Raw genomic sequence first — 5,884 nt, forward strand, 5'->3', positions numbered from 1 at the left:
TGCGGGCCTGGCCCGGCCCCGACGGGCTGTCGGTGTACTTCCTCGACATCACCGCCCGCCGCCGGGCCCGGCAGGAGGCCGAGGCCGCGCGCCGCGCCACCGAGGAGGCGCTGCGGCACGCGGAGGCCAGCAGGTCCGCCGCCGAGGCCACCGCGCGCCGGCTGCAGCTGCTGGTGCGCACCAGCGCGGACCTGTCCGCCACCCTGGACCCCGAGGAGGCCGTCGCCCGGCTGGCACCGCACCTCGTGCCCGCCCTCGCGGACTGGTGCATCGTCACCGCCGTCGACGAGGGCGGCGCCCTGCGCGACATCTCCTCCTGGCACGTGCAGGAGGGGATGCGCAGCACCGTGCTGCGCTACCGCGCCGCCCGGCTGCCGGCGCTCAGCCCCACGTCCTACCTCCACGAGGCGCGCCGGACGGGGCTGCCGGTCACGATCGCCGAGGGCGCCACCGAGGCGCTGCTGGGGCTCCTCGCCCCCGGCGAGGCGCGCGACCTCATCACCGACCTCGCCCCCGCCTCGCTCACCGCGCTGCCGCTGCGCGCCCGCGGGCGCACCGTCGGCCTGGTGACGCTCTTCCGCGGCGCCGAGCGCGGCCCGCTGGACGACGAGGACCTGCTGACCGCCCTGGAGATCGCCGACCGGGCGGGGCTGGCGCTGGACAACGCCCGCCTGTACTCCCAGCAGCAGCGGATGGCCGAGGGGTTGCAGCGCAGCCTGCTCACCGCGCCCGTCGAGCCGGACCACGTGCAGGTCGTGGTGCGCTACCAGCCGGCGGCCGCCGCCGCGCAGGTCGGCGGCGACTGGTACGACGCGTTCGTGCAGCCGGACGGCGGCACCGTCCTCGTCATCGGCGACGTCATGGGCCACGACATCGCCGCCGCGGCCGCGATGAGCCAGGTCCGCAGCCTGCTGCGCGGCATCGCCTACGCCACCGGGGCGTCGCCGGCGGCGGTGCTGTCCAGCCTCGACGCGGCGATGCAGGGCCTGGCGGTGGACACCACCGCCACGGCCGTCGTGGCCCGGCTGGAGCGGGACGGCGCCGGCGGCACCCGGCTGCGCTGGTCCAACGCCGGCCACCCGCCACCGCTCCTGCTCACCCCCGACGGCGCCGTCGCCACGCTCGACGGGCGGCGCGCGCACCTGCTGCTGGGCATCGCCCCCGACTTCCCCCGCACCGACGAGGAGGTCCCCGTCGAGCGCGGTTCCACCGTGCTGCTGTACACCGACGGCCTCGTCGAGCGGCGCGGCCAGCCGCTCGACGAGGGGCTGCTGCGGTTGCGGGAGGCCGTCGCCGACCTCGCCGGGGCCGGCCTGGACGAGCTGTGCGACGGCGTGCTCGCCCGGCTGCTGCCCGCGCAGCCGGAGGACGACGTGGCCCTCGTCGCCGTCCGGCTGCACCCGGAGGACCGCCCCCGCCCGCCCGAGGCGGGGCCCGGGTGGGTGCCGCCGCACCCGCCGGTCGCGGTCTGAGGCGGGGCGCACGAGCGGGGGAAAGGGCGGCGCCCGGCCGGGCGCTGCGGCTAGCATCTGGCCGCGGCCGGGCCGGTCGCGCGGTGCGCACCCCCGGCGCCGCTCGCTGCAGCAGGGAGGTCCTGGGCGTGCCGACGGCTCCCGAAGCACCCGCGGCGCGGCTGGGCTGGGTGGACGTGGCCAAGGGCCTGGCCATCCTCGGCGTGGTCGTCTACCACGCCGCGCTCTTCCTCTCCCCGCTCGGCCTGGCGGTCGGCTGGCAGGCCGACGCCACCCGCGTGCTGAGCCTGTCGGCGGCCCTGCCGCTGTTCTTCTTCACCTCGGGGCTGTTCGGTCGGTGGTTGCTGACCGCCCCGGCCGGTGAGCTCCTCCGCCGCCGCGTCCTGCCCCTGCTGTACCTGTACGTCGCGTGGTCCCTCGTCCGCTTCGGGGTCTTCCAGCTCGTCCCGTGGGTCCTGCCGACGAGCGACCCCTCCGACTGGCGCGAGCCGGTGCTCATGTTCGCCCGGCCCAACGGGGGGCTGTGGTTCCTCTACGCCCTCGTCCTGTACTCCGCCGCCGCGTGGGCGGGCCGCCGGCTGCCGCCGTGGGCTCCCCTGACCGCCTCCGCGCTCGTGTCGGTGCTCTTCACCGGTGGCGTCCTGACGACGGGTGACACCGGCTGGGACAAGACGGGGTCCAACGTCTTCTGGTTCTTCGCGGCCCTCCACCTGCGGGCGGTGGTGCTGGAGCGCGCGGCGGGCCTGACCGGGCGCGTGACGGCCGCCTGCACCACCGCCGTCGTCGTGGTGGGCGCGGCCCTCGTCGCGGACCTGCTGCCGGCCGGGCGCCTGGTGACGGTCGCGCTGGCCCCGCTCGCCGTCGTCGCCGGCGTGGGCCTCTCCGCGGTCCTGGCCGGCTCCCGCGCCGGCCGGTCGCTGCGCCTGCTGGGCGAGCGGACGCTGGCCGTCTACCTCGTGCACTACCTGCCGATCGCGGTCCTGTGCGGCCTGGCCTCGCGCTCGCCGTCCCTGGTGGCGGCCCTCGCCCCCGCCACCGTCGTGCTGCCCCTGGCGCTGGCGGTCGCGGCGACCGCCTTCTCGCTGCTGACCTGGCGGCTGCTGCGCGGCACGCCCGGGGTGTTCGCCCCACCGGGGCGCCACCGCCCCGGGCGGGTCGTGGAGGCCCCGAAGGCACCGGCCGCCTGAGCGGCCCCTCAGGCGGGCGCGGCCCGGTCCTCGCCGCCGTGCCAGTGCAGGCACATCGCGGTGGCGTCGTCGACGAGGTCCGCACCGCCCACCGCCCGCTGCACCGCGGCGGTGAGGATCTGCATGAGCTGGCGCGGGTGGGCGTCGCGGTGCTGCAGGAGCAGCCCGGGCAGGTCCACGTCGCGCGCGTTGCGCTCGACCATCCCGTCGGTCAGCAGCACCAGCCGGTCCCCCGGCTCCAGCTGGAAGTGCTGCACCCGGTAGCCGGTGCCCGCCTGCACCCCCAGGGGCAGGTCCGGCTTCAGCTCCACGGCGCGCACCCGGTCCCCGCGCAGCAGCAGCGCGTGCGGGTGACCGGCGTTGACGGCCTGCACGGCGCCGGTGGCCAGCTCGACGCTGAGGAGCAGGCCCGTGACGAACCCCATGCCGTCGTGGTGCTCGGCGATGGCGTCGCCGGCGGTGCGGGCCATCGCCGCCAGGTCGGAGGCGGCGCGGCGGCTGTTGCGCAGGCTGCCCACGGCCAGGGTGGCCAGCAGGGCGGCCTCCACGTCGTGGCCCATCGCGTCGGTCATCGACACGTAGAGCCGGTCGGCGTCCAGGGCGTAGTCGAAGGTGTCCCCGCCCACCGTGCTGGCCGGCTCCAGCCAGCCGGCGAGGGTGAACCGGCCCGTCTCGCACGTGAAGGCGTCGGGGAGCAGCTGCCGCTGGATCTCCGCGGCCAGCGACACCGGCCGGCTGCGCTGGCCCCACTCGTACAGGTCGGTGTGGCGGCGCTCGGTGGTCACCACGTAGGCCAGGGCGTGCGCGGCGGAGGCGACGAGAGCCACGGCCTGCTCGTCGGGGCGCCGGGGGAGCACGAGCTCCAGCACGCCGATCGCGTCGCCGCGGGCGCTCACCGGGGCCAGCACCCGCGCCCCGTCGCCCTCGGGCAGCACCTGCACCCGCTGCTCGACGACCACCCGCCCGTGCGGGAGGGCGGCGTCGAGGGGCACCTGCTCGGCGGCGCCCTGCCGCGGGCCCTGCGCGCCGGACTGCACCAGGCGCACCAGCGCCTGCCCCACGAAGTCGGTGATGAGGAAGCTGACCTGCTCGGCGCCGACCTGCCGGGCCAGCGCGTCGGCGAACACCTCGACCGCGGCCGTGGGGGTCCTGGCCTCCACGGCGCCCAGCGGGGCGGCGAAGTCCGCGCGTCGGTTCTCGGCCACGATCACACCCTAGGGATACCCGCCGCACCGGTGGGGTGTGGCGGCGGTCACGGGGTCGCACGGTGAGGGGCCCGGTCCGCTGGCGCGGTACCGGGCCCCTCGTGCTGCTGGTCGGGGTGACAGGATTTGAACCTGCGACCTCTTCGTCCCGAACGAAGCGCGCTACCAAGCTGCGCCACACCCCGGTGCGCCCGCGGACGAGCGCTCCACGAGGATAGCCGATCCCGCGACCGCCGCCGACACCCGGGGTCCGGACGGGCGGGGCGTCGGGCACCGGTCAGGCGGCGGGCACCAGGGTGAGCAGGCTGGCCTCCGGGTGGCAGGCGAAGCGCACCGGCGAGTACGGCGACGTGCCCAGGCCCGCCGACACGTGCAGCTGCGCCTGCGGCCCGCCCGGCACCCGCCACGTCGACAGCCCCTTCGCCTGCCGGCGGGGCAGGTCGCAGTTGGTCACCAGCGCCCCCACGCCCGGCACGCACAGCTGGCCGCCGTGGGTGTGGCCCGCCAGGACGAGCGGGAAGCCGTCGGCGACCATCGCGTCCAGCGTGCGCCGGTAGGGGGCGTGCGTGACACCGATCGTGAGGTCCGCCCCCGGCGACGGCGGGCCGGCCACCTCCTCGTAGCGGTCGTAGCCCAGGTGCGGGTCGTCCACGCCGACGAACTCCAGGGTGCGGCCCGCCACGGCGCGCGTGGCGCGGGCGTTGGTCAGGTCCGCCCAGCCCGCCTGCGTGAGGGCGCGGACGAGCTCCGCCGTGGGCAGCCGCGGCCCCTCGGGCTCGGGGATCGGGCGGTTGCGGCGCAGGTAGCGCGCCCAGTTCTTCGGCCGCGGCGCGAAGTAGTCGTTGGAGCCCAGCACGAACGCCCCCGGCAGGTGCAGCAGCGGCTCGAACGCGTCCAGCAGCGCCGGCACCGCCTCGGGGTGGGCGAGGTTGTCGCCGGTGTCGACGACGAGGTCGGGCTGCAGCCCCGCCAGGGCGCGCACCCACTCGCGCTTGCGGCGCTGGGTGGGCACCAGGTGCAGGTCGGAGACGTGCAGCACCCGGATCGGGTCCGCGCCGGCGGGCAGGACGGGCACGTCGAAGCGGCGCAGCCGGAAGGCCCTGACCTCGTAGCCGGCGGCGTAGCCCAGCCCGGCGGCGCCGAGGGCGGCGGTGGCGCCGAGCAGGCCGAGCGGGGCGGCGAGGGAGCGGCGCATCCGCCCATCCTGACACCCGGCGCAGCCGCCCCCGCACGGCGCCCGCAGCCCGCCCGCCGGACCTCCCCGCCTTCTCCCCGCGCGGCGGCCCCCCTCGGGCGGCCATCTCCGGGTTCGGGCGGCGGAGAGGGGGTCGCCGGCCGCCCGAACCCGGAGATGGGTGCCCAGCGGTGGTCGGATGAGCACCCGAACCCGGAGATGGGCGCGGGGAGATGGGCGCTCAGCGCAGGCGCGGGGAGGCGGGGAGCGGGTGGGGTGGGAGGATCGGGGCCATGCCCAGCACCTCCCTCAAGGACACCCTGCAGAGCGACCTCACGACGGCGATGCGCTCCCGCGACGAGCTGCGCGCCGCGACCCTGCGCATGGCGCTGACCGCCGTGAAGGCCGAGGAGGTCGCCGGCAAGGCCGCCCGCGAGCTGTCCGACGACGAGGTGCTGAAGGTCCTGCAGAAGGAGGCCAAGAAGCGCCGGGAGGCCGCCGAGGCCTTCGACGGCGCCGGCCGGGCCGACACCGCGCAGCGCGAGCGCGACGAGCTCGCCGTCATCGAGGGCTACCTGCCCACCCAGCTCGGCGACGAGGAGCTCGCCGTCATCGTCGACGAGGCCGTCATCGCCGCCACCGGGGAGGGCCTCACCGGGATGGGCGCGATGGGCGCGGTCATGACGGCGGTGCGCGCCCGGGTCGCCGGGCGCGCCGACGGCGGCAAGGTCGCCGCGCTGGTGCGCGGCCGGTTGCAGGGCTGACCTCGCAGGACCCGTCCGGCCCGGCACCCGCCGCGGACGCACGACGGCCCCCGCGGCTGCTCGCCGCGGGGGCCGTCGTGCG

General features: G+C 77.3%; 5 protein-coding genes and 1 tRNA gene. 3 read left to right on the plus strand and 3 right to left on the minus strand.

Annotated features, from left to right (window positions below; genetic code table 11):
• Together ABEB16_RS06755 and ABEB16_RS06760 are read left to right on the plus strand one after the other, a co-directional pair.
• The coding region (locus ABEB16_RS06755) for a PP2C family protein-serine/threonine phosphatase (RefSeq protein WP_345711494.1) at nt 1–1,472 on the plus strand (1,472 nt) is incomplete at its 5' end.
• 128 nt (nt 1,473–1,600) lie between these two features.
• The gene (locus tag ABEB16_RS06760; protein WP_345711495.1) at nt 1,601–2,659 is read left to right on the plus strand and encodes an acyltransferase family protein; all 1,059 of its coding nucleotides are present in this window, start codon (nt 1,601–1,603) and stop codon (nt 2,657–2,659) included.
• Between the two features lie 8 nt (nt 2,660–2,667).
• On the opposite strand, the gene ABEB16_RS06765 is transcribed toward ABEB16_RS06760, so the two are convergent.
• From ABEB16_RS06765 to ABEB16_RS06775, 3 genes are all read right to left on the minus strand, one after another.
• A complete protein-coding gene (locus tag ABEB16_RS06765) occupies nt 2,668–3,864 on the minus strand; it encodes a PP2C family protein-serine/threonine phosphatase (RefSeq protein ID WP_345711496.1) in 1,197 nt (398 codons plus the stop codon).
• Between the two features lie 108 nt (nt 3,865–3,972).
• Nucleotides 3,973–4,049 (minus strand) — tRNA-Pro (locus ABEB16_RS06770).
• Between the two features lie 92 nt (nt 4,050–4,141).
• Entirely contained in the window at nt 4,142–5,059 is a 918-nt protein-coding gene (locus ABEB16_RS06775) for a metallophosphoesterase (protein ID WP_345711497.1), read from the minus strand.
• A 272-nt stretch (nt 5,060–5,331) separates the two neighbouring features.
• Here ABEB16_RS06775 and ABEB16_RS06780 point away from each other — a divergent pair, with 272 nt between their 5' ends.
• The gene (locus ABEB16_RS06780; RefSeq protein ID WP_345711498.1) at nt 5,332–5,802 is read left to right on the plus strand and encodes a GatB/YqeY domain-containing protein; all 471 of its coding nucleotides are present in this window, start codon (nt 5,332–5,334) and stop codon (nt 5,800–5,802) included.
• Nucleotides 5,803–5,884: the final 82 nt, after the last annotated feature.

The sequence above is a fragment of the Kineococcus glutinatus genome, from assembly GCF_039542765.1.
In the GTDB taxonomy this organism is placed as follows: Bacteria; Actinomycetota; Actinomycetes; order Actinomycetales; family Kineococcaceae; genus Kineococcus_A; species Kineococcus_A glutinatus.